Raw genomic sequence first — 2,133 nt, forward strand, 5'->3', positions numbered from 1 at the left:
TCCCCTCCCCCTTGTGGGGAGGGGTTAGGGGTGGGGGTGGTACCGCGTAGAGCGCAAGCTTCATCCGGCACCACCCCCACCTCCAACTCCTCCCCACAAGGGGGAGGAGAGGCGCGCTACCTTCAAAGGGAGAAGCGTTCAAACCGAGATGTGCGAACACGCTAGCCCAAACGGGAGAGGGGCGGTCTCGCGCGCGCCTCGCCCCCTCCTCTTCCCCGCGAGCCCCATGACCGCGATCCAGATCCTCATCGACGGCTTCGCCATCTCGGCGCTCTACGCGCTCGGTGCGACCGGCTTCACCCTCATCTTCGGCGTCTCGGGCGTGCTCAACCTCTCGCACGGGGCGCTGATGGTCACCGCCGCGGTGGTGGCCTGGGCGGCCTCCAGCGAGTTCGGCCTCGGCTCTTACGCGGGTGCGGCCGCCGGCATCGTCGTCTGCACCGGGCTCACGCTGGCCACCTACGGCGTCGTGGTGCGCCCCATCGACAAGTCCCGGGCGATCCCGCCGGAGGAGAAGGAGATCTTCATCCTCACCGGCACCCTGCTCTGGGGCATCATGATCCAGGAGTTCATCGCCTACCTGTTCACCAGCAACGCCAAGACGGTGATGCCGATCGTCGAGGGCGTGGTGACCATCGCGGGCGTGCGCACGCCGTGGAACCAGGTCTTCACGGCTCTGGTGTGCTGGGCGACGATCGGGCTGTTGTGGCTCCTCGTGAACCGCACCCGCACCGGCAAGGTGCTGCTCGCGGCCTCGATGAATCCCCGCGGCGTGACGCTGCTCGGCTTCGAACTGTCGCGGATCTACGTGGCGATCTGGCTCATCTACGGCGTGCTCGCGGGCATCGCCGGGGTGCTGCTCGGCCAGTTCCTCGGCGTGTCGAGCTACAGCGTCGGCCCGCTCACCGCGAGCGCCTTCTCGATCGTGGTGCTGGGGGGTCTCGGCAGCGTCTCGGGCTCGCTGATCGCGGCCTACGTCGTCGGCTACCTCGAGACGCTCACCGCCTATCTCGTCTCCCCGGCCTACCGGACCATCCCCGCGCTGCTGCTCCTCGTCGCCGTGATGTATGTCCGCCCGCAGGGCCTCCTCGGGCGCCGCTGATCCCCCGGCCCCCTCGTCATCCCAAGAAGAGGCCTGAATGTTCGCCAAGACTCTTCGCAATCCGCTGTTCTGGCTCTGCCTGATCGGCCTCGCGCTCGCCAGCGTGCTGCCGCTCTGGGTCTCGGGCTACATCCTCGGGCTCCTCACCGTCGCGTACTATTTCGGCGTGTTCTCGATGGCCTGGGACCTCTTGTTCGGCTTTGCCGGCGAGGTCAATTTCGGGCCGACCTTCCTGATCGGGCTCGGGGCCTACACCTCCGGCATCCTCAACGGCCACGGGGTCGGCATCCCGCTCTGCCTGCTCGCCGGCACGGTCGCGGCGGTGATCGGCGGCCTCGTCCTGGCGCTGCCCGCGCTGCGGGTGCGGGGCCCATATTTTGGCCTCACCACCGTCGTGGCGGTGCTGATCCTGCAGAACCTGATCGTGGTCTTCGCCGACACGACCGGCGGCGAGATCGGGCTCACCGTGCCCGATGTCATCAGCATCGACGCCGCCACCAACTACTGGATCGCGCTGGGCTTCATGGGGGTGAGCGGGCTCGTCCTCTACGCCATCGCGGTCTCGCCGGTCGGGCTGATCCTCCAGGCGAGCGGGCAGGACCCGGTCGAGGCCGGTGCGCTCGGCTTCAACGTCGCCAAGCACAAGCTCGCGGCGTTCTGCGTCAGCGCGGTGTTTTCCGGGCTCGCGGGCGCGCTGTTCGTCTTCTACATGGGCACCGCCTCGGTCGGCACGCTGGTCGACGTCTCGGTCGGTGTCCAGGTCATCATCGGAGCGGTGCTCGGCGGGCGGCGCACCATCGTCGGCGGGGTGCTCGGCGCCGTGTTCCTGATCGCCGCCGGCGAGTTGCTGCGGCCGCTCGGCTCGCTCTCGACCTTCGTGGTCTCGGCCGCCGCGCTCGCCGTCATCCTGTTCGTGCCGTCGGGCCTCCTCGGGATCCTCACCCGCCAGGGGCGCCACGCCTGATGCCCCGCCCCCTCCCCCTTCTCCGACACGGTGTGCGTTCATGAGTGCGGCCGGCCTCGCCCCATCT

At 68.9% G+C, this 2,133-nt stretch carries 2 protein-coding genes; both read left to right on the forward strand.

The features are described from left to right. The first annotated feature begins 226 nt into the window (after positions 1 to 226). On the forward strand, positions 227 to 1,102 hold the full coding sequence (locus QR78_RS29825; protein WP_048431252.1) for a branched-chain amino acid ABC transporter permease: 876 nt from the start codon (positions 227 to 229) through the stop codon (positions 1,100 to 1,102). A gap of 37 nt (positions 1,103 to 1,139) precedes the next feature. Next, positions 1,140 to 2,066 (forward strand): branched-chain amino acid ABC transporter permease, encoded by a 927-nt coding sequence (locus QR78_RS29830; protein WP_048431253.1) that lies wholly within the window; start codon positions 1,140 to 1,142, stop codon positions 2,064 to 2,066. The last annotated feature ends 67 nt before the right edge of the window (positions 2,067 to 2,133 follow it).

The sequence above is a fragment of the Methylobacterium indicum genome, from assembly GCF_001043895.1.
GTDB lineage: Bacteria > Pseudomonadota > Alphaproteobacteria > Rhizobiales > Beijerinckiaceae > Methylobacterium > Methylobacterium indicum.

What these genes read in the sequence shown, in the direction of transcription:
- QR78_RS29825 (WP_048431252.1), top strand. Translation starts at nt 227, where the DNA reads ATGACCGCGATCCAGATCCTCATCGACGGCTTCGCCATCTCGGCGCTC.
- QR78_RS29830 (WP_048431253.1), top strand. Translation starts at nt 1,140, where the DNA reads ATGTTCGCCAAGACTCTTCGCAATCCGCTGTTCTGGCTCTGCCTGATC.